Source organism: Mesorhizobium sp. B2-4-6 (assembly GCF_006442775.1).
Lineage (GTDB): Bacteria > Pseudomonadota > Alphaproteobacteria > Rhizobiales > Rhizobiaceae > Mesorhizobium.
The window spans coordinates 211,404-230,136 of sequence record NZ_VFVI01000003.1 but is presented as its reverse complement, the minus strand read 5'-3'; the positions used below and the strand labels follow the sequence as shown (position 1 = coordinate 230,136).

Sequence of the window (18,733 nt, the reverse complement as noted above, 5' to 3'; positions counted from 1 at the left end):
CGAAGCGTCGCTTCGGTTCGCAGGCGTCCAGAATTTCTGGACCAACGCCCGGGTCTCCGACCCGGGCTTTTTTGTGCCAAAAGGAACTTTTCGACACCCTATATCTTGTGCACATTACAGCATCTTGTGCACATTACAGCGTGGCGCGTCGATTGGACGCGGGCGACGCGCTGAGGCATTTCGATCTGGCATTCCAGTCCGATTACCGGGTGATCCGACTGAGGGGACATTTGGTCATGAATATCCTGTTGAAACACGTTCTCGAACGCCTGGTTCGGGTCGGCGACCTCAAGGTGACCGGCCCAAAGGGCACGACGCACAAATTCGGTGACGGCAGCGGCGAGCCGGTGCGGATCCACATCAAGACCACACATGCCGAGCGTGCCATAAGTTTCGACCCGATGCTGGCGGTGCCTGAAGCCTATATGGACGGCGAGCTGGATATTCCCGAGGGCGGCGTTCTCGGGCTGATGCGCATCGCTTTCCAGAACATGGGCTCGAGCGGCATCGACGTGTCGTGGTCGAAGGCGATCGAGGGGCTGCGCCACGCCTTCCGCCGGCTGCAGCAGATCAATACGGCAACACGCTCGCGCCGCAACGTGCAGCGCCATTACGATCTCTCCGGCGAGCTCTACAAGCTCTTCCTCGACGAGGACATGCAATATTCCTGCGCCTATTTCGAGCAGCCGGACATGACGCTGGACGAAGCGCAGGCCGCCAAGAAACGCCATATCGCCGCCAAGCTCCGGCTCAAGGCAGGCCAGACCGTGCTCGACATCGGCTCCGGCTGGGGCGGCCTCGGCCTCTATCTCGCCAAAGCTTTCGACGTCGACGTACAGGGCGTCACGCTGTCCACCGAACAGCATGGTGTCGCCACCGACCGCGCCCACGCGCTGGGCCTCCAGGACCGGGTGCATTTCGAGCTCAAAGACTACCGCGCGCTGAACGAACGCTTCGACCGGATCGTCTCGGTCGGCATGTTCGAGCATGTCGGCGTCAACCACTACCGCACCTTCTTCGACAAGGCCTCAACTCTGCTCAAGCCGGACGGGGTGATGCTGCTGCACACGATCGGCCGTTCCGGCGTGCCGTGGGCGACCAGCGCCTTCGTCCGCAAATACATCTTCCCAGGCGGCTACATCCCGGCGATGTCGGAGGTGATGCCGGCGATCGAGAAGTCAGGACTCGTCGTCACCGACATCGAAATCCTGCGGCTGCATTATGCCGATACGCTCAAGCACTGGGGCGAGCGCTTCGCCGCCAACCGCGACAAGGCCAAGGCGATCTATGACGAACGCTTCTGCCGCATGTGGGAATTCTATCTAGCCGCCTCGGAGGCCGCCTTCCGCTGGCAGGACCTGGTGATCTTCCAGTTCCAGCTCGCCAAGGTGAACGACACGCTACCGGTGACGCGCGACTACATGGCCAAATGCGAGAAAGCCCTGGAGCTGCGCGATATCGGCCATCAGGAGCCGGCGACGCCGACCCCCTCCAAGCCGGCCCGCCGCAAGAAGGTGGAATAAACACGCATTGCCGCTTGCCATCGCGGCCTGACGCCACGAAAAAGGTTTCGTTCGCGAGACCTTTTTCATGACCTATCTCATCTACGTCGCAGCCGCGCTTGCCGAAATCGCTGGCTGCTTTTCCTTCTGGGCGTGGTGGCGGCTGGAAAAGTCGGCGCTCTGGCTTCTCCCCGGTCTCGTCTCGCTGACACTGTTCGCCTTGCTGCTGTCGCTGGCCGACACGGATGCGGCGGGCCGCGCCTACGCCGCCTATGGCGGCATCTACATCGCCGCTTCGCTCGGCTGGCTGTGGCTGGTCGAGGGCGTGCGCCCCGACCGCTGGGATCTGGCCGGCGCTGCGCTCTGCATCGCCGGGGCCTCGGTCATCCTTCTTGCGCCGAGGGGAGCCTGAGATGGAACTGCCCGCCCCGCTCCGGCAAGGCGTCGACAGCTTGCTCGAAAGGGTGCCGCTGCCGGCGCTGAAACAGGCCGCAAAGACGCTTTCCGAACGCTACCGCGCCGAGCTGCGCGACGGCCGCCTGCACATGGGCGAGGAGATGGCGGTCAAGGCCTATCTGGCGACTCGGCTGCCCGCCACCTATGCCGCCGTGCGCGCCAGCCTCGAGGCGTTGAGCGAGGCCCGCCCCGACTTTCGGCCGGCGAGCCTGCTCGACATCGGCGCCGGACCTGGCACCATGCTTTGGGCCACGACTGACGCCTGGCCTACGCTGGAACGGGCGGTGCTGGTCGAGGCAAGCGCTGCCGTGCGCAAGGTCGGCCAGTCGCTCGCGGAAGGCGCAATTACCGCCCGCGCGGACTGGATCGCCGGCGACGCGACGATCGGTTTCGACGGCGTCATGCCCGCCGACCTCGTCAGCGCCGCCTATGTGCTGGACGAGATCGTGCCTCTGTCGCTGCCGAAGCTCATCGAGCGCCTCTGGCGGCTCACGGCCGACACGCTCATCCTCGTCGAGCCCGGCACGCCCGCCGGCTGGCGGCGCATCCTTGAGGCACGGCAACAGCTGATCGAGGCGGGAGCGCACCTGCTGGCGCCCTGCCCGCATGCGGTGCCCTGCCCGCTCACGCCGCCCGACTGGTGCCATTTCGCACGCCGCGTCGCGCGCTCGCGCCTGCATCGTCTCGTCAAGGAAGCCGAAGTACCGTGGGAAGACGAGAAATTCATTTACCTCGCCGCTTCCCGGCGGCCGGCGCCGGCGCGCGCCGCACGGGTGATCGCGCCGCCTAAAGGCGGCTCCGGCAAAGTGATGCTGAAACTGTGTCGGCCTGACGGCAGCGCCGGCGAGCGCCTGTTCAGCAAGCGCGACGGCGATGTCTTCAAGACGGCGCGGCGGGCTGACTGGGGCGACACGCTGGACTGAGCTGCGGAGGCCGACGGCACCGCGTCGTCGAACCACTGAACGCCTGGCAGGCGCGCCCCCGTGCGATCTTGCTCGACGAAATTGTTCTTGCTTTGTTCGGCAACCGCCGATAGGAATCACGGCTTGCCGAGTCAAATGGAATCGGGCCACCGGAATACTGTCCTGTGGATGGTTTGCTGATCCTGTGAACATTGGGCATCAAGCTGGTTGGACCGAGGAGTGTTGCAGAAAGGTCAGCACCGAATCTCCCCGTTCTGGTATCGAGGAAAGCGGGATCGAAATCGGGGATATCATGGCAGAGGCGGCACTGAAATTCGGCGCGGCGGAAACGCCGCTTTATCGCGAGGCACCGAACAACATCGAGGCCGAGCAGGCGCTGCTCGGCGCCATCCTCGTCAACAACGACGCGTTCTACCGCGTCTCGGATTTCCTGAAGCCAGCGCATTTCTACGAGCCGCTGCACCGCAAGATCTTCGAGGTTGCCGCCGAGCTCATCCGCATGGGCAAGATCGCGACGCCGATCACGTTGAAGACCTTCCTGCCGGCCGACGAGAAGGTCGGCGACATGACTGTGGCGCAATATGTCGTGCGGCTGGCTGTCGAGGCCGTCACCGTCGTCAACGCCACCGACTATGGACGCGCCATCTACGATCTTGCGACGCGCCGCGCGCTGATCACCGTCGGCGAGGACATGGTCAACATCGCCTACGACGCGCCGGTCGACATGTCGCCCTCCGACCAGATCGAGGACGCCGAGCGGCGGTTGTTCGAACTCGCCGAGACCGGCCGCTATGACGGCGGCTTCGAAAGCTTCAACGACGCGGTCAAGACCGCCGTCGACATGGCCAACGCCGCCTATATGCGTGACGGCCATCTGTCCGGCATCGCCACTGGCCTGCGCGATCTTGACCGCCGCATGGGCGGCCTGCAGCCCTCCGACCTGATCGTGCTCGCCGGACGTCCGGGCATGGGCAAGACCTCCCTGGCCACCAACATCGCCTTCAACATCGCCGAGGCTTACGTTCCGGCGCAGCAGGCCGATGGCAGCTTCAAGGCCGCCAATGGCGGCGTCGTCGGCTTCTTCTCGCTCGAAATGTCGTCGGAGCAGCTCGCCACCCGCATCATCTCCGAGCAGACCGAGATCTCGTCGTCAAAAATCCGCCGCGGCGAGATCACCGAGATGGATTTCGAGAAGCTCGTCGCCTGCTCGCAGACGATGCAGAAGATCCCGCTGTTCATCGACCAGACCGGCGGTATCTCGATCGCGCAGCTTTCCGCCCGCGCGCGGCGCCTGAAACGCCAGCGCGGACTCGACCTCATCGTCATCGATTATATCCAGCTGATGCAGGGCTCCTCCGCCCGCGCCTCGCAGAACCGCGTGCAGGAAATCACCGAGATCACCACGGGCCTGAAGGCCTTGGCCAAGGAGCTCGGCGTACCGATCATCGCGCTGTCGCAGCTGTCGCGCCAGGTCGAAAGCCGCGACGACAAGCGCCCGCAGCTGTCGGACCTGCGCGAATCCGGCTCCATCGAGCAGGACGCCGACGTGGTGCTGTTCGTCTATCGCGAGGAATATTACCTCAAGAACCGCGAACCGAAGATCGGCACCGAGGAATACGTCAAGTGGGAAAACGAGATGAACGAGGCGCGCGGCAAGGCCGAGTGCATCGTTGCCAAGCAGCGCCACGGACCGACCGGCACTGTCAGCCTCGCCTTCCACGGCGAGTTCACGCGGTTCTCCGATCTGGCGGAAGAGCATCATCTGCCGGAGAGGTTTGAGTGAGCATGGGCGCGTGTTCCAGGCTTCCAGCCTTTTTTGCCATAGCCCTCTTCACCGCAATCTGTGTGCCTGGGACTGCTTCAGCTTGTTTCATGCCGGTGGGTTGGACGTCGCAGCAGGGGTTTACGAAGGCAGCCTTGGTATTCCGAGGCTTGGTGACGGCTACGGAGCTCAGTCCGACAAAACTTGCAACCGGCCCGGCTGATACAAACGATGGCCGAATACTCGTCAATGTACGTTATGAGATAGCGGAGGTGTTCAAGGGCAAGCCGGAGGCTAACGGTGTAATCTCCACGACCACATTGATCATGGGAGGATGCGGCGTGCCCGTTCTGGCCGGGCAGAGTTTCCTGTTTTACGTCGATGCGCTCGATGAAGAGGCGCAGAAAGCGGAGCCGGAGTTTGCGAAGCAGACCCAGGGCATGATCTCCATCTATGATAGCCAGATGCTACCGCCCAATCCGCAGTTGCTCGACGAGGCGCTCGCCGAAGTTCGGGCTTTCGCCAAGAAGCATTGAGTTGCATTCAGGTCGTCCAAATCACGCTCGGAAATGTGGATGGTCACGCTTCGCCTCCTCTGACGGGCAGACTCGAATCCATGGCTAAATCGCGCATCCAGTTCATCTGCCAGAATTGCGGCTCGGTGCATCAGCGCTGGGCCGGAAAATGCGATGCCTGCGGCGAGTGGAACACGCTGGTCGAGGAAGGCACGTCCGGCGGCATCGGCTCGGGGCCGGCCAACACGCGCAACGCCCGCAAGGGCCGCGCCGTGGTGCTGACCAGCCTGTCGGGCGACATCGAGGACGCGCCGCGCATCGTTTCCGGCATCGGCGAACTCGACCGAGCGACCGGCGGCGGCTTCGTGCGCGGCTCGGCGCTTCTGGTCGGCGGCGATCCCGGCATCGGCAAGTCGACGCTCTTGACGCAGGCGGCCGCGGCACTTGCCTCGAAGGGCCATCGCATCGTCTATGTCTCGGGCGAGGAAGCGGTGGCGCAGATCAGGCTGAGAGCGCAACGCCTCGGCGTCGCCTCGACGCCGGTCGAGCTTGCCGCCGAGACCAATGTCGAGGACATCCTCGCCACCATCGCCGACGGCAAGCGGCCGGACCTCGTCATCCTCGATTCGATCCAGACGCTGTGGACGGACCTTGCCGATTCGGCGCCGGGCACCGTCACCCAGGTGCGCGCCGCCGCCCAGGCGATGATCCGCTACGCGAAATCCACAGGCGCGGCGATCGTGCTCGTCGGCCATGTCACCAAGGAAGGCCAGATCGCGGGCCCTCGCGTCGTCGAGCACATGGTCGACGCCGTGCTCTATTTCGAGGGCGAAGGCAATCATCACTTCCGCATCCTGCGCACGGTGAAGAACCGTTTCGGACCGACCGACGAAATCGGCGTCTTCGAAATGTCGGACAAGGGCCTGCGCGAGGTCTCCAATCCATCCGAGCTGTTTCTAGGCGAACGGCACTCGAAATCGCCGGGCGCCGCGGTTTTCGCCGGCATGGAGGGCACGAGGCCGGTGCTGGTCGAGATCCAGGCGCTGGTCGCGCCCTCCTCGCTCGGCACGCCGCGCCGCGCCGTTGTCGGCTGGGACGGCGCGCGGCTGTCGATGGTGCTCGCCGTGCTCGAGGCGCATTGCGGCGTCCGCTTCGGCCAGCACGACGTCTATCTCAATGTCGCCGGCGGCTACCGGATCTCGGAGCCGGCGGCCGATCTCGCGGTCGCCGCCGCACTGGTTTCGTCGCTCACCGGTCTTGCCCTTCCCGCCGATTGCGTCTATTTCGGCGAAATCAGCCTATCGGGCGCCGTGAGGCCGGTTGCGCATGCGCAGCAGCGCCTCAAGGAAGCCGAAAAGCTGGGTTTTGGAAGCGCGGTGCTGCCGCTCGGCAGCGAGGAACTTGCCGGGGGGATCGGGGCCGGCGCTTTCCAGCCCACCGAGCTTGCCGACCTTGTGGCGCGCATAGCCGGCTCACGGCGCGGCCGTGCCGACGACGCGGAGTGATGCGGCTCGTCGGGCCGCAAGACAGGAAGTGGGGCGAGAACCATGCCGATTACGCTGCTTGACGGAATCCTCGTCGGCTTCACCCTGGTCTCAGCAATGCTCGCCATGGTGCGCGGCTTCTCCCGCGAAGTGCTCTCCGTGGTTTCCTGGGCGGCGGCGGCGGCCGCGGCGTTCTTCTTCTACAAGCCTGTCCTGCCCTATGTTCAGCCCTATGTCGACAACGACAAGATCGCGATGGCGGCTTCGGCGGGCGTCGTCTTCCTCATCGCGCTGATCGTCGTCTCCGTCATCACCATGAAGCTCGCCGACTGGATCATCGATTCGCGCATCGGCGCGCTCGACCGCACCCTCGGCTTCCTCTACGGCGCGGCGCGCGGCATCCTGGTGGTCGCGGTGGCGCTGCTGTTCTTCAACTGGCTGGCCGGCGCCAAGGCGCCTGCCTGGATCGCCAACGCCAAGTCGCGACCGCTGCTCGAGACGATCGGCGCCAAGCTCGAAAGCGTGCTGCCGGAAAACACCGAGGAACTGGTCAACAAATACACGCATAAGGGCACGCCGCAGGCCGGCGCGCCGGCCACGACCGACCAGCCCGCGGCCGAGCCGCCGCCAGGCGACGACAACGCGCCGGCGCCAGACGACAGCGAGGGCGAGGCGCCTGCCGACAACGAGCCGGCGCCAGCCACGCCAGCCCCTGCCCCGGCTCCGGCCCCGGCAAACTGATCGCAAGCCGGCCTGGTGCCGGTTGTGAATGCAAGAAAGCGTGCGTTGCGTTCGGCGAGCGATCGCCTTATATGGCGGCTTTAGCGGAGCTTGAGCACCAGATGGCAGACTCAACGGCAGATGAAGGCAAGGTCCTTTCCGCCGAGGCCGACGATCATTTCCACGACGAATGCGGCGTGTTCGGCATCTTCGGCCGGCAGGACGCGGCGGCCATCGTCACGCTCGGCCTTCATGCCCTGCAGCATCGCGGCCAGGAAGCGGCCGGCATCGTCTCCTATGACGGCACCCAGTTCCATGTCGAACGCCATGTCGGCCTGATCGGCGATACCTTCACCAAACAGCGCGTCATCGACAGCCTGCAAGGCAACCGCGCCATCGGCCACACGCGCTACGCCACCACGGGCGGCGCCGGCTTGCGCAACATCCAGCCCTTCTTCGCCGAGCTTGCCGACGGCGGCTTTGCCGTCGCCCATAACGGCAATCTGACCAACGCCATGACCGTGCAGCGCGCGCTGCAGAAGCAAGGCGCTATCTTCTCCTCGACCTCCGACACCGAGACGCTGCTTCATCTGGTCGCCACCAGCAAGGAGCGCGACCTCAACTCGCGCTTCATCGACGCGGTGCGGCAGGTCGAAGGTGCCTTCTCGCTGGTGGCGATGACCGCCAAGAAGATGATCGGCTGCCGCGATCCGCTCGGCATCCGGCCGCTGGTGCTGGGCGACCTCGACGGCGCCTGGATCCTCGCCTCCGAAACCTGCGCGCTCGACATCATCGGCGCCCGCTTCGTGCGCGACATCAAGCCGGGCGAAATGGTGGTCATCACCGCCAAGGGCATCGAGAGCCTGTTCCCGTTCGAGCCACAGAAGACCCGCTTCTGCATCTTCGAATATGTCTATTTCGCGCGGCCTGACTCCTCGGTCGAAGGCCGCAATGTCTACGAAGTGCGCAAGCGCATCGGGGCGGAACTGGCGCAGGAAAACCCGGTCGAGGCCGACATCGTCGTGCCGGTGCCGGATTCCGGCACGCCGGCCGCGATCGGCTTTTCCCAGGCCGCGGGCATTCCCTTCGAGCTCGGCATCATCCGCAACCATTATGTCGGGCGCACTTTCATCCAGCCGGGCGATTCCATCCGCCACATGGGCGTGAAGCTGAAGCACAACGCCAACCGCCGCATGATCGAGGGCAAGCGGGTGGTGCTCGTCGACGATTCCATCGTGCGCGGCACCACCAGCCAGAAGATCGTGCAGATGGTGCGCGATGCCGGCGCCAGGGAAGTGCATATGCGCATCGCCTCGCCACCGACCAGCGCGTCCTGCTTTTATGGCGTCGACACGCCGGAGAAGTCGAAGCTCTTGGCATCGCGCATGTCGGTCGAGGAGATGGCCGAATTCATCCGCGTCGATTCGCTCGGCTTCCTGTCGATCGACGGGCTCTATCGCGCCGTCGGCGAGGCCGGCCGCGACAATGAGCAGCCGCAATTCTGCGATGCCTGCTTCACCGGACAATACCCCACCCGCCTGCTCGACTTCGAAGGCCATGACAATGTGCGCACGTTGTCGCTGCTGGCGAATAGCGGGGCGTAGGCCGCATCACCTTACGGAACTGACTGCATGACCCTCGACCTTTCCGGCCGCGTCGCGGTCGTAACCGGCGCCTCGCGCGGCATCGGCTATTTCATCGCCAGGGAGCTGGCGGCAGCCGGCGCGCATGTGATCGCGGTGGCGCGCACGGTCGGCGGGCTGGAAGAGCTGGACGACCAGATCAAGGCCGATGGCCGCGGCCAGGCGACGCTGGTGCCGCTCGATCTTGCCGACATGGCCGGCATCGACCGTCTGGGCGGCGCCATCCACGAGCGCTGGGGCAAGCTGGATATCCTGGTTGCCAATGCCGGTGTGCTTGGCGTGATCTCGCCGATCGGCCATGTCGAAGCCAAGACCTTCGAGAAGGTGATGACCATCAACGTCACCTCGACCTGGCGGCTGATCCGTTCGGTCGACCCGCTGCTCAGGCTCTCCGATGCCGGCCGCGCCATCATTCTCTCCTCCAACGCGGCGCATTCGGCGCGCGCCTTCTGGGCGCCCTATGCGGCTTCCAAGGCGGCGGTCGAAACGATGATGCGTTCCTGGGCGCATGAGACCGAGACCCTGGCGCTGCGGGTGAACGCCGCCGACCCGGGCGCGACCCGGACCGCGATGCGCGCGCAGGCCATGCCCGGCGAAGACCCGGAGACGCTGCCGCATCCGTCCGAAATCGCCAGGCGCATCGTGCCCCTGGCAAGCCCGGAACTGAAGGAAACCGGGCTGATCTTCCAGGCCAAGCACAACCGCTTCGTCGCCTACCGGCAGCCGGAATAGACTTGAGTTTTAGGCGGATGAAATAGCGCTGCGGCTACGTTCTTCGAATGTAGGACATTCGAAACCGGAGGACCGACATGCGCAGACTTCTTCTCGTTGCCGCCACCGCCATGGCCGCCGCTCTTGCGGCAACAGCCGGCGGGGCGCTGTCGCAAGATGCCAAGATGAGTTTCTTCGTCACCAGCGTCGGCTCCGGCAAGGGTGCCGATCTCGGCGGGCTGAAAGGCGCCGATGCCCATTGCGCGTCGCTGGCGAAAGCGGCCGGCGTTACCGGCAAGACCTGGCATGCCTATCTGTCGAGCAGCACGGAGGACGCGCGCGACCGCATCGGCAAGGGGCCATGGTTCAACGCCAAGGGCGAGAAGATCGCCGACGACGTCGCCTCGCTGCACGGCGACGCCAACGGCATCACCAAGCAGACGGCGCTGACCGAAAAGGGCGAGACGATCAACGGCCGCGGCGATATGCCGAACCGCCACGACATGCTGACCGGCACCAGGCCCGACGGCACCAGGATCGCCGACCAGACCTGCGGCGACTGGACGATGAGCGGCGCCGAGGGCGCCGCCATGATGGGCCATCACGATCGCACCGGGCTCGACGATTCGGCGGCGGCGAAGTCGTGGAATTCCTCGCACGCCTCGCGCGGCGGCTGCAGCCAGGAGGCGCTCAAGGGCACCGGCGGCGACGGCCTGTTCTACTGCTTCGCGACCGAGTGAGCCGGGTCGCGGCCCTCTATTCACGGGTCTGTGACCGGGGCGGCGAAAGCGTGTGCCGCCGCCCCGCTTTCGCCGCCCCAAGGGAGTTGCTAGGATCGGTCCGACTCCGACATTTCAGCAAAGCGAGGAATTCCCATGGCTGCTACTCCCAGCGTAGCGTTGGTCTGGTATCTGGTGATTGCCGGCCCGCAAGGCGGCATGGTGGTGCTGCCCAGCACCTTCGACACCCGTGAACAGTGCACCAACGCGATCACCGAATATCAGAAGCAGCCGACCCCTCAGGGCTGGGCCGTGCAGTGCGTTCCGAGCGCTTCGCCCTTCACCGATGAAGGGGATGCGGAGACGCCGTCGGCGCAGTAGCGGGGCCGATCTCTCTTTCTTTGAGGGCGCGACCTTTTGCTTCGTCATTTTAGGGCGGAGCAAGGAGCGAAGCGACGCGCGCAGACCCTGGATCCGTGTGGTTACGCTAATGCGTTGCTGCGGTTATAGAATTCTGCACTGCCGCGCCTCACGGCAAGGGTCACGGCATGGATACTCGGGTCAAGCCCGAGTATGACGAAGGCATGGGCCGCGCCGTAGGGCTAGACGCCTGACGTCGGCGGGACAGCGCCCTTATCTCTGCCCTGCCGGGCATCTCCCCCACTCGGGGGGAGATTGGCGGCCTCAGCGCTCCGCGCTCACCGTCAACGCCGGCTTGTTGTTGATCGTCTGGAACACCACGCAATAGCGCTCGGTGAGCTTCAGGAGCGAATCGATGCGCTCCTGCGGCTCATCGGTGTCGAGATCGAATTTCAGCCTTATCTCGCGGAAGCCGACCGGCGCGTCCCGGGCGACGCCGAGCGTGCCGCGGAAATCGAGGTCGCCCTCGGCCTCGACTGTGGCGTTGCCGAGCTTGAACTCCAGCGCGGTCGCCACAGCTTTCAGCGTCACGCCGGCGCACGCGACCAGCGCTTCCAGAAGCATGTCGCCCGAGCATAGCTCAAGGCCCGAGCCGCCGGTGGCCGGATGAAGCCCGGCGACAGCAAGGGCCCTGCCCGTCTCCACCTTGCAGGCGATCGACTGGTCGTCGAGCGTTCCGCGCGCCTTGAGCGTGATCAGCGCCCTGGCGGCATCGTCGCGATAGGCGTCCTTCAGCGGAGCCTGCATGGCCTTGAGTGCGGTCGCGTCCATTGCCTGTCCTTTTCGTCGGCTTGTTGCTGCATCGGCATTCGCCGTCCGATCGAGATTTGCTCCGATCGATCGGCAAGGCAATGCATTTATCCCTGCCGCCTCGGCCCAGGTCTTCGCCGTTGAAGAGAACGGCGAGCGGCCCTGCTTCCTTGGTCCGTGGCCATCCGCGAAAACATTCCCTCTGCTTGACTTGTTCCAGCCGGCATCCGGCTATCCCAAATGGGACATTGACGGACGACGCCCCGAAAAAGTCTGATCCGGGCGAGTGTCGTCCGCCATTTCCGGTGCCCCCACATGCCACGTACCCTTTCGACGAAGCCGAAACAGGACGGATTTCGCGCGCCAGGCGAGTTCGAGCCCAAATCGGGGTGCTGGCTGATCTGGCCGGAGCGGCCGGACACCTGGCGCCTCGGCGCCAAGCCGGCGCAGAAGCTGTTCGCCAATGTCGCTGCGGCGATCGCGCAAAGCGAGCCGGTGACGGTGGCGGCATCCAGGCGGCAGTGGCAGAACGCCAGGACCCGGTTGCCGGAGCATGTGCGCGTGGTGGAGATGTCTACCAACGATTCCTGGCTGCGCGACAGCGGCCCGAATTTCGTCGTCAACGATCAAGGCTCCGTGCGCGGCGTCGATTGGACCTTCAACGCCTATGGCGGTTTCGATGGCGGGCTCTACGCGCCATGGGACCTGGACGACCTGGCGGCGCAAAAGGTGCTCGAAATCGAGAGGATGGACCGTTATCGCGCGCCGCTGATCGCCGAGGGCGGAGGCCTGCAATGCGACGGACAGGGCACGCTCATCACGACGGAGCAATGCCTGCTCAATAGAAATCGCAACGCCCATCTCGGCAAGGCCGAGGTGGAACGGCAGCTGGGCGACTATCTCGGCGTCGACACCATCATCTGGCTGCCCCGCGGCTTTGCCTTCGACGAGACGGACGGCCATGTCGACGATGTCTGCTGCTTCGTGCGCCCCGGCGTGGTCGCGTTGAGCTGGACCGACGATCGCGACGATCCGCAATATGAGATCGTGCGGGAAGCCGAGGAAGTGCTGCGCTCGGCCCGCGACGCGCGTGGCCATGCCCTCGAGGTGCATCGTCTGCCCCATCCCATGCCGATCGAGATGACGCCGGAAGAAAGCGAGAGCCTGGACCGGCTCGATTCGACCTGGGCGCGACCGGCCGGCAACCGGATCGCGGCGAGCTACATCAACTACTATCCGGGCAACGGCGTCGTGGTCGTGCCAGAGTTCGGCTCCGGCCTCGACGTGAAGGCAAAGGCAAAGCTGGCCGAGCTGTTCCCCGACCACCGAATAGTCGGCATCGAGAACTCCCGCGAGATTTTGCTGGGTGGCGGCAATATCGCCTGCATCACCTTGCCGGTCTATGCCCCACAACGACGTTGAGCGAAGGCGAACGCCGGCTAACCGGCCGCGAAACGGAACTGAGGCTGAGCGATCCATCGGTGCCAGCCCAGGCGAAAAAGGAGGAGATTCATGCGCACCCTGATCCTGTCAACGCTGCTTGCCGGGCTCGCCTGCGGCATCGCCAGCACGGCTTCGGCGGACGAGGAAAAAGTCGTCAACGTCTACAACTGGTCGGACTACATCGCGCCGGACACCGCCGAGAAGTTCGAGAAGGAGACGGGCATCAAGGTTCGCTACGATGTCTATGACGGCAACGAGGTGCTCGAGACAAAGCTGCTCACCGGCGGCTCCGGATATGACGTGGTCTATCCTTCGGCCTATCCGTTCCTGAAGAACCAGGTGAAGGCGGGGGCCTTCCTGGAGCTCGACACGTCCAAGCTTGCAAACCACGCGAAGATCGATCCGCAGGCTCTTTCGCTCATCGCCGGCGCGGACCCGCAAAACAAGCATGCCGTGCCCTATATGGCCGTCACCGACGGCATCGGCTACAACGTCGCCGCGGTCAAGCAGCGGCTGCCGGACGCGCCGGTGAATTCCTTCGCCATGGTCTTCGACGTCGACGTCGTCAAGAAGCTCTCCGATTGCGGCGTGGCGATGATCGACGCGCCGGCTGAAGTCATCCCGATGGCGCTGAATTATCTTCATGTCGACCCGCGGTCGACCAGTCCCGACGACCTCGCCAAGGTCGAGGAACTGATGGCCAAGGTGCGGCCCTACATCCGCTATTTCCACTCCTCGAAATACATAAACGACCTAGCGAACGGCGACATCTGCGTCGTGCTTGGCTGGTCGGGCGACATACTTCAGGCAAGGACGCGTGCCGCCGAATCCACCAAGAAGCTGGAGATCGCCTATTCCATTCCGAAGGAAGGCACGCTCATCAACTTCGATACGATGGCGGTGCCGAAGGATGCGCCGCACCCCGACAACGCCATGGCCTGGATCAACTTCAACTTGCGGCCCGATATCGCCGCTGCCAACTCCAGCTATGTCTCCTATGCCAACGCGATACCGGATTCCCTGCCGCTGATGGACAAGGCGATCGCCAGCGACCCCGGCGTCTTTCCTCCCGACGACGTGAAGGCCAAGCTGTTCGTGGTCAACAACAGCGACGCGAAGCTGCTGCGGTCTCAAAATCGTATGTGGACGCGCGTGGTGACGGGGCAGTAGGGCCGGCGCGCAACATCAGTTGGGCGCGGCTTCGCGAACGGCTGCCAGCAACTCCACCTGGGAATGCACACCGAGCTTGCGGTAGACCTGCTTGATGTGGTTGCGGGCTGTGCCCGGCGAAATGGAAAGGCTCCGCGCGATGGTCTTGGCATTGCCGCCGTCGATCAGGTGCCGCGCGATCTCGCTCTCGCGCGCGCTGAGCAGGGACCGCGCGGCCTCGACTGCCCCGCCCTTGTCCCGGAGGCGGCACAAGTGAAACAATCTTTCCAGAACCAGCTTCGTTGCGCCGCCCGCGGCGCAGGCGAGCGCCAGGTCCTGCTCGCCAAAGGGGGGCGCGCCGTTGCGTCGCAGAAAGGTGACATAACCAGCGGTCAGCCTGTCGAGATTGAACACGCCGGTTATCTCGTCGAAGCTGTCCGAGGGGCCATAGAATTCGCGATAATAGGGCGAGCGCTGAAAATCGCCGCTGCGGAGAGCCGATAACGGCAACAGGAAATCCTGCCGGCTGCTGGCGAACCGCTGGAAGAAGGGATCCAGCCGGTAGACGCGTGCGTCGTAGTCGCGATTCCAGCGATCAGGGCCGGCGTCATCGATCGTCAGGGAGGTGATGTCACGGCGATAGAAGCCGACATAGACGCGATCGGAGCCGAGCAGCACGCTCGCCGCCGCGGTGAAGCGAGCCGACAATTCCTCGGGCGTCGCGGCGCGGGCCGCGGCGGCGACGCCGCCGCTCCAGCTTGCAAATCGGTCGAGGGAAAAAATCGCCAGCATTCGCGCCCAGCGTAGCGCATGCCGCCACAAGTTCAACCTGGCGAATGGCGGCAAGGCGGACCGGTATGGCCGCCTCAGGCACCGTGACGGATCGCGAGAGCGAGTAGTTGCTTTGACTTCACAGGCCCAGGCCATACCTATTGCGAAACCCCTTTGCGGAGGCATCATGAGGTCCAAGCTGAGACTCGTTCCCTTCATCCTGCTGGCGTTCGCCGCCTTCGCGCCACCGGCGCTCGCCGAAACGCCGGAACGACCCGCGCCGGCCGGTGGCGTGCTTTCTCTCCTGCCGCCGCCGCAAGTGACCGAGCATTCGATCACGCTCGCCGGGCGCCAGCTGGATTACCAGGCCAAGGCCGGCACGCTGTCGCTCTTGTCCGGCAAGGGCGACGTCACGGCCGAGATTTTCTATGTCGCCTACACGCAGCAGTCGCCGGCCCCAGCGAAGGAGCGGCCGATCACCTTCGTCTTCAACGGCGGACCGGGTGCTGCGTCGGCTTACCTGCATCTCGGCGCGATCGGGCCGCGCATCGTCGAGACCGCCGCCGACGGCGAATTCCTGCGGCCGCCGCAAAAGCTCATCGACAATCCCGACAGCTGGCTCGACATGAGCGATCTCGTCTTCGTCGATCCGGTCGGCACCGGCTACAGCCGCGAGGCGCCGGGACATGAGCCGAAGGAATTCTGGAACGTCGACGCGGACGCCAGCTCGGTCGGCGCCTTCATCCGCCTCTATCTGGCGCAGAACGGCCGCACCGGATCGCCGCTGTTCCTGGCCGGCGAGAGCTATGGCGGTTTTCGCGCCGCGCTGCTCGCCCGCACGCTGCAGGAGGATGTCGGCCTGAGCCCCAGCGGCATCGTGCTGATCTCGCCAGCGCTGGAATTCATGCTGGTGCGCCCCGACCAGTTCGACCAGTTGCATTGGGCGCTGGAATTGCCTTCGCTGGCGGCGACACGCCTGAAGGGCGACGGCGTCAACGGTGATGCGTTGCGCGACAGGCTGGCCGAAGTCGAGCACTACGCGCTCGGCGATTACCTGGCGGCGCTGAACAGCGGGCTGGAGCAAGGCGGCAAGCTCGCCAGCGGTCGCGTTTCGGAGATCACCGGCCTGCCGCTCGATCTCGTCCAACGCAATTTCGCCCGCATCCCCACCGGGCTTTTCGCCAAGGAATTCCAGCGCGCCACCGGCAAGGTGCTCAGCCCCTACGACGCCACCATCGGCACCGCCGACATCGCACCGCAAAGCGCGCGTGACGCGGGCCCCGACCCGGTGCTCGACCGCAGCGTTCCGGTGTTGACCTCCGCCTTCGTCGCCTATGCCCGCGACGAGCTCAACTACCGCACCGATGTCAGCTACCGGCTGCTCAACGGCGAGATCAGCCGGAACTGGGATTACGGCACATCGGGCCAGGGCTATGCCGGCGTGATGAACGACCTGCAACGCGCCCGCTCGCTCAACCCTGCCCTCGGCGTCGTCATCGTCAACGGCTACACCGACCTCGTCACACCCTATCTCGCCTCGCGCTACCTGGTGAACCAGCTTCCCTCGCTCGCCGACGCCAAGCCGATCCGCCTCGACGTCGTCGAGGGCGGCCACATGATGTATCTGCGGCCGGACGGGCGACGCGCGCTGAAGGACGCGGCATCGGAGCTCTATCAGGCGACGCAGTAGTCCCCCGACCGGCCTTCGGCGAACGACCTGCGCCAACGCAAGTGCTGCGGTGGAGCAGCGCCGTGCAAGCTTTCGCCCGTATAGCTGGAGCAACGGTCCCGACTGGGGCGGAACCGCCTCACGCAATCACGCTGAAACCGCATGGCCGATGTCGTCGTCCTCGAAAGCCGCGAAAGGGTGCTGGCCGGCATCCTGTTCACGGCCGCCGCCTATTTCCTGTTTTCGACGCAGGACGCCTCGATCAAGCTCCTGGTCGTCGGCATGACGGTCTGGCAGATCATGTTCGTTCGCTCGATCACGGTGCTCCTCGCTTGCGGCGCCATCGGCGGCAGGCGACTGTTCGCCGACACGATGGACTCGCCGATTGTCAAGCCGATGCTGGTGCGCAGCGCCTTCACGCTGGCCGCCTGGCTTTGCTATTACAACGCCGCGCGCTCGCTGCAGCTCGCCGAGCTCACCACCATCTATTACGCAGCACCCATCATCGTCACCGTGCTTTCGGTGCTGATCCTGGGCGAGACGGTGCCGCTGCTGCGCTGGCTGGCGGTGTTCATCGGTTTCGTCGGCGTCTTCATCGCCTGCGATCCAACCCGGCTCGGCCTTTCGCTGCCTGTGCTCCTGGTGCTGGCGGCGGCCGTCCTTTGGGGGATCGCCGTCGTGCTGCTGCGCAAGACCGCCATGCAGGAGCGCACCATGATCCAGCTCGTGCTCAACAATTTCTATTTCCTGCTCTTTTCGGCCGTGCCGGCGCTGATCTGGTGGCATATGCCCGACGGAACGCAGTTCCTTTTGCTCATCAGCGTCGGCGCGCTCGGCGGCGTAGCGCAATACATGCTGTTCGAGGGCATGAAGCGCGCGCCGGTGTCGATCGTGGCGCCGTTCGAGTACACATCGCTGGTCTGGGCCTTCGCGCTGGGTTACGCCATCTGGGGCGACCTGCCGCGCACGGAAGTGTTCATGGGCGCGGCGCTGATCATCGGCGCCGGCCTGCTCATCGTCGGCAACGAGCGTTTCCGCAAACGGGAGCAGGCCTGATGACAGAAGGCTGTCAGGAGCAACGGGGTAAGCTGGCGCCATGACAGACACGCTCGACATGCCGGAAAAGCTTGCGCCCGTCGCCGACGTGGCCGCCGAGCGCACGCTCGGCATCGTCCTGGTGTCGGCCTCGGCGATCGCCTTCGCGCTCACCGGCGTGCTGACCAAGTCGATCCAGGCCGATCCGCTCACCATCACCTGCTGGCGCGGTTTTTTCGGCTCGATCCTGATCAGCTTCTACGTGCTGTGGCGCCGGCGCCGGCGCCGCTCGGGCGGGCGCGAAAGCCTGAAACTCGGCTGGCGCGGCTGGCTGCTTGCGGTCGAAGGCGCCGCCGCCAGCATCGCCTTCATCTCGGCCTTCAAATTCACCTATGTCGCCAACGTCGCCGTCATCTACGCGACCTCGCCCTTCATCGCGGCGCTGCTCGCTTTCCTGTTGGTGCGGGAGAAATTCCGGCTGCAGACGATGGTTGCGGCGGCGGTGTCGCTGTGCGGCGTCGCCATCATGGTGGGCGCCGGCCTCGGCAACGGGCACCTGTTCGGCGACGCCCTGGCGCTGCTGATGACCGCCGGCAGCGCGCTCTACATGATCATGGTGCGCGCTTTTCGCGATTCGCCGGTCGTCTGGGCGGGCGCTGTCTCGGCCTTCCTGCTTTTCGTGCTCGGCTGGTTCGTTACCGATCCGCTGGCCGTGTCGGCCCGCGACGTGGTGCTGCTCGCCGCCTTCGGCTGCTCTTTCGCGCTGGCTTCGATCCTGTGGACGGAAGGGTCGCGGCTCATCCCGTCGGCGGAAGCCGGGCTGCTGGGCTCGGCCGAGGTGCCGTTCGCCATCCTGTTTGCCCTGCTGTTTCTCGGCGAAGCCCCACCGATGGCCAGCATCATCGGCGGCGCCATCGTGCTTTGCGCGGTTTTCGCGCATGCCGGACGCGACTGGATGAAGGCGAAATCGGCGCGCTCGTAAATTATTTTCGCAGTCACGGAACCATCATCCGACTCAGGCATTGTTAGCTCGACGGGTCACCCCCCAAGTCCCCCCAAAC

General features: G+C 65.0%; 18 protein-coding genes. 16 read left to right on the top strand and 2 right to left on the bottom strand.

The features are described from left to right. Positions 1-236: 236 nt before the first annotated feature. From FJ957_RS11060 to FJ957_RS11010, 11 genes are all read left to right on the top strand, one after another. Positions 237-1,523, top strand: coding sequence for a cyclopropane-fatty-acyl-phospholipid synthase family protein (locus tag FJ957_RS11060; protein ID WP_140831252.1), 1,287 nt, complete (start codon positions 237-239; stop codon positions 1,521-1,523). A 67-nt stretch (positions 1,524-1,590) separates the two neighbouring features. After that, complete coding sequence (locus FJ957_RS11055) at positions 1,591-1,914, top strand: YnfA family protein (RefSeq protein ID WP_140831250.1); 324 nt, start codon at positions 1,591-1,593, stop codon at positions 1,912-1,914. Between the two features lies 1 nt (position 1,915). Then, positions 1,916-2,881 carry a small ribosomal subunit Rsm22 family protein gene (locus FJ957_RS11050; protein WP_140831248.1) on the top strand — a complete coding sequence of 322 codons (966 nt, stop codon included), beginning with the start codon at positions 1,916-1,918 and terminating at the stop codon, positions 2,879-2,881. 292 nt (positions 2,882-3,173) lie between these two features. Continuing rightward, positions 3,174-4,664, top strand: a complete 1,491-nt coding sequence (locus FJ957_RS11045) for a replicative DNA helicase (protein ID WP_140831246.1) — start codon at positions 3,174-3,176, stop codon at positions 4,662-4,664. Further along, positions 4,661-5,179 carry a hypothetical protein gene (locus FJ957_RS11040; RefSeq protein ID WP_140831244.1) on the top strand — a complete coding sequence of 173 codons (519 nt, stop codon included), beginning with the start codon at positions 4,661-4,663 and terminating at the stop codon, positions 5,177-5,179. The genes FJ957_RS11045 and FJ957_RS11040 overlap by 4 nt, the downstream gene beginning before the upstream one ends. Before the next feature lie 80 nt (positions 5,180-5,259). Next, positions 5,260-6,663 carry a DNA repair protein RadA gene (gene radA, locus FJ957_RS11035; RefSeq protein WP_140831242.1) on the top strand — a complete coding sequence of 468 codons (1,404 nt, stop codon included), beginning with the start codon at positions 5,260-5,262 and terminating at the stop codon, positions 6,661-6,663. 42 nt (positions 6,664-6,705) lie between these two features. Further along, positions 6,706-7,383 carry a CvpA family protein gene (locus FJ957_RS11030; protein ID WP_140831240.1) on the top strand — a complete coding sequence of 226 codons (678 nt, stop codon included), beginning with the start codon at positions 6,706-6,708 and terminating at the stop codon, positions 7,381-7,383. Between the two features lie 101 nt (positions 7,384-7,484). Beyond that, a complete protein-coding gene (gene purF, locus FJ957_RS11025) occupies positions 7,485-8,966 on the top strand; it encodes an amidophosphoribosyltransferase (RefSeq protein WP_140831238.1) in 1,482 nt (493 codons plus the stop codon). Positions 8,967-8,993: 27 nt separating this feature from the next. Next, entirely contained in the window at positions 8,994-9,737 is a 744-nt protein-coding gene (locus tag FJ957_RS11020; RefSeq protein ID WP_140831236.1) for an SDR family NAD(P)-dependent oxidoreductase, read from the top strand. Positions 9,738-9,814: 77 nt separating this feature from the next. Beyond that, positions 9,815-10,456 (top strand): hypothetical protein, encoded by a 642-nt coding sequence (locus FJ957_RS11015; protein WP_140831234.1) that lies wholly within the window; start codon positions 9,815-9,817, stop codon positions 10,454-10,456. Between the two features lie 135 nt (positions 10,457-10,591). Beyond that, positions 10,592-10,816: a hypothetical protein gene (locus tag FJ957_RS11010; protein WP_041008353.1), complete on the top strand. Its 225-nt coding sequence runs from the start codon at positions 10,592-10,594 to the stop codon at positions 10,814-10,816. Positions 10,817-11,119: 303 nt separating this feature from the next. On the opposite strand, the gene FJ957_RS11005 is transcribed toward FJ957_RS11010, so the two are convergent. Further along, positions 11,120-11,626: an OsmC family protein gene (locus FJ957_RS11005; RefSeq protein WP_140831232.1), complete on the bottom strand. Its 507-nt coding sequence runs from the start codon at positions 11,624-11,626 to the stop codon at positions 11,120-11,122. Between the two features lie 294 nt (positions 11,627-11,920). On the opposite strand from FJ957_RS11005, the gene aguA reads away from it, so the two are divergent. Continuing rightward, the gene (aguA, locus tag FJ957_RS11000; RefSeq protein ID WP_140831230.1) at positions 11,921-13,027 is read left to right on the top strand and encodes an agmatine deiminase; all 1,107 of its coding nucleotides are present in this window, start codon (positions 11,921-11,923) and stop codon (positions 13,025-13,027) included. Positions 13,028-13,117: 90 nt separating this feature from the next. Next, the gene (locus FJ957_RS10995) at positions 13,118-14,218 is read left to right on the top strand and encodes a polyamine ABC transporter substrate-binding protein (RefSeq protein WP_140831228.1); all 1,101 of its coding nucleotides are present in this window, start codon (positions 13,118-13,120) and stop codon (positions 14,216-14,218) included. A 15-nt stretch (positions 14,219-14,233) separates the two neighbouring features. Here the strand turns inward: FJ957_RS10995 and FJ957_RS10990 are convergent, their stop codons facing one another. Further along, positions 14,234-15,157, bottom strand: a complete 924-nt coding sequence (locus tag FJ957_RS10990) for a LuxR family transcriptional regulator (protein ID WP_246685833.1) — start codon at positions 15,155-15,157, stop codon at positions 14,234-14,236. Between FJ957_RS10990 and FJ957_RS10985 the strand changes: the two genes are divergently transcribed. The 3 genes from FJ957_RS10985 to FJ957_RS10975 all read left to right on the top strand — a co-directional run bounded on the left by FJ957_RS10985 (position 15,156) and on the right by FJ957_RS10975 (position 18,654). Further along, the gene (locus tag FJ957_RS10985) at positions 15,156-16,658 is read left to right on the top strand and encodes a peptidase S10 (protein WP_140831220.1); all 1,503 of its coding nucleotides are present in this window, start codon (positions 15,156-15,158) and stop codon (positions 16,656-16,658) included. The two genes, FJ957_RS10990 and FJ957_RS10985, sit on opposite strands and share 2 nt — an antisense overlap. 141 nt (positions 16,659-16,799) lie before the next feature. Continuing rightward, complete coding sequence (locus FJ957_RS10980; protein ID WP_140831219.1) at positions 16,800-17,693, top strand: DMT family transporter; 894 nt, start codon at positions 16,800-16,802, stop codon at positions 17,691-17,693. Between the two features lie 40 nt (positions 17,694-17,733). Next, entirely contained in the window at positions 17,734-18,654 is a 921-nt protein-coding gene (locus FJ957_RS10975; RefSeq protein WP_246674271.1) for a DMT family transporter, read from the top strand. Positions 18,655-18,733 lie beyond the last annotated feature (79 nt).

Bases quoted from the DNA above. Each gene is read 5' to 3' on its own strand.
- FJ957_RS11020 (WP_140831236.1), top strand. From the start codon at position 8,994: ATGACCCTCGACCTTTCCGGCCGCGTCGCGGTCGTAACCGGCGCCTCG.
- FJ957_RS11055 (WP_140831250.1), top strand. From the start codon at position 1,591: ATGACCTATCTCATCTACGTCGCAGCCGCGCTTGCCGAAATCGCTGGC.
- FJ957_RS11045 (WP_140831246.1), top strand. From the start codon at position 3,174: ATGGCAGAGGCGGCACTGAAATTCGGCGCGGCGGAAACGCCGCTTTAT.
- FJ957_RS11015 (WP_140831234.1), top strand. From the start codon at position 9,815: ATGCGCAGACTTCTTCTCGTTGCCGCCACCGCCATGGCCGCCGCTCTT.
- FJ957_RS10990 (WP_246685833.1), bottom strand. From the start codon at position 15,157: ATGATGCCTCCGCAAAGGGGTTTCGCAATAGGTATGGCCTGGGCCTGT.
- FJ957_RS10985 (WP_140831220.1), top strand. From the start codon at position 15,156: ATGAGGTCCAAGCTGAGACTCGTTCCCTTCATCCTGCTGGCGTTCGCC.
- FJ957_RS11030 (WP_140831240.1), top strand. From the start codon at position 6,706: ATGCCGATTACGCTGCTTGACGGAATCCTCGTCGGCTTCACCCTGGTC.
- radA (WP_140831242.1), top strand. From the start codon at position 5,260: ATGGCTAAATCGCGCATCCAGTTCATCTGCCAGAATTGCGGCTCGGTG.
- purF (WP_140831238.1), top strand. From the start codon at position 7,485: ATGGCAGACTCAACGGCAGATGAAGGCAAGGTCCTTTCCGCCGAGGCC.
- aguA (WP_140831230.1), top strand. From the start codon at position 11,921: ATGCCACGTACCCTTTCGACGAAGCCGAAACAGGACGGATTTCGCGCG.
- FJ957_RS10975 (WP_246674271.1), top strand. From the start codon at position 17,734: ATGACAGACACGCTCGACATGCCGGAAAAGCTTGCGCCCGTCGCCGAC.
- FJ957_RS11005 (WP_140831232.1), bottom strand. From the start codon at position 11,626: ATGGACGCGACCGCACTCAAGGCCATGCAGGCTCCGCTGAAGGACGCC.
- FJ957_RS10980 (WP_140831219.1), top strand. From the start codon at position 16,800: ATGGCCGATGTCGTCGTCCTCGAAAGCCGCGAAAGGGTGCTGGCCGGC.
- FJ957_RS11010 (WP_041008353.1), top strand. From the start codon at position 10,592: ATGGCTGCTACTCCCAGCGTAGCGTTGGTCTGGTATCTGGTGATTGCC.
- FJ957_RS10995 (WP_140831228.1), top strand. From the start codon at position 13,118: ATGCGCACCCTGATCCTGTCAACGCTGCTTGCCGGGCTCGCCTGCGGC.
- FJ957_RS11060 (WP_140831252.1), top strand. From the start codon at position 237: ATGAATATCCTGTTGAAACACGTTCTCGAACGCCTGGTTCGGGTCGGC.
- FJ957_RS11050 (WP_140831248.1), top strand. From the start codon at position 1,916: ATGGAACTGCCCGCCCCGCTCCGGCAAGGCGTCGACAGCTTGCTCGAA.